This window comes from Streptococcus sp. k-378 (assembly GCF_013277505.1).
Lineage (GTDB): Bacteria > Bacillota > Bacilli > Lactobacillales > Streptococcaceae > Streptococcus > Streptococcus pseudopneumoniae.
Window position 1 is genome coordinate 1 of sequence record NZ_VMNC01000114.1, and the last position, 889, is coordinate 889.

At 39.6% G+C, this 889-nt stretch carries 1 pseudogene; it reads right to left on the minus strand.

The features are described 5' to 3' along the window. Positions 1-351 precede the first annotated feature (351 nt). Positions 352-889: pseudogene (locus HT719_RS09980) on the minus strand (winged helix-turn-helix domain-containing protein); the annotation flags it as partial.

The window sequence follows — 889 nt, forward strand, 5'->3', positions numbered from 1 at the left end:
CTGACTTCGTCAGTCTTATCTACAACCTCAAAGCAGTGCTTTGAACAACCTGCGGCTAGTTTCCTAGTTTGCTCTTTGATTTTCATTGAGTATAAGAGTCTAAACATATCAAAAAACAAGCATTTCCAATTACGGAAGTGCTCATTTTTTTGATACTTAAAAGTAAGTGTATCCCCCTAACGCTGTCTAATATGTCTCCCCTATATGCATACGCTTCCACTCAGAGAACTCTACCTTGAACAGTTCAGGGGCTTTTTTAGCATTGTTATAAACTATAATATAGTAACCTTCCTTATTCCAAAACTTTCCTAAAATCTCAGCGTCTTCCAGCTCTGCTTCATAATCTAATACTCATCTGTTTTCAAAAAGCATTCTAGTCCATCTCCGATTAACGATGGACTTTATCACCTCCTTCTCCAGTCCTTGTATAACATCTTGAAGTTGATTCATGATATCTTCCAATATGGGCATCAACAGCTCCATAACAATAGCGAAATTCTCGTATATAGTGACTATGGACATGTGGACCTACTCCCATTGGAGGCCAACAAGATCCTAGTTTACTGATTCTACCGAAACCAGCCTCATCTTGGTACATCAAGCGAACCTTACGAAAATGCCTACTGGTTTTAAAGCGCTTTCTGAGCTTCTTGAATTGAGATTTTATTTTTAGACGCGACAATGGTTTGAGAGTCTGCTTTCTTGGGATGTTCTGGACGTGGCCTAATATTTCGCCAACCATGGCGCTTCAAGAGTTGATAAAAGTCATCACGTGTGTAGGAAGAACCTAACTCCTTTTTATAAGCCTGAAATAAGGCATCAATTGTAACAAATTCTCCTGCCTCTGCAGCCTTCAAATGACGGGCAAGAAAGGCTTTCTCTTCCTCAA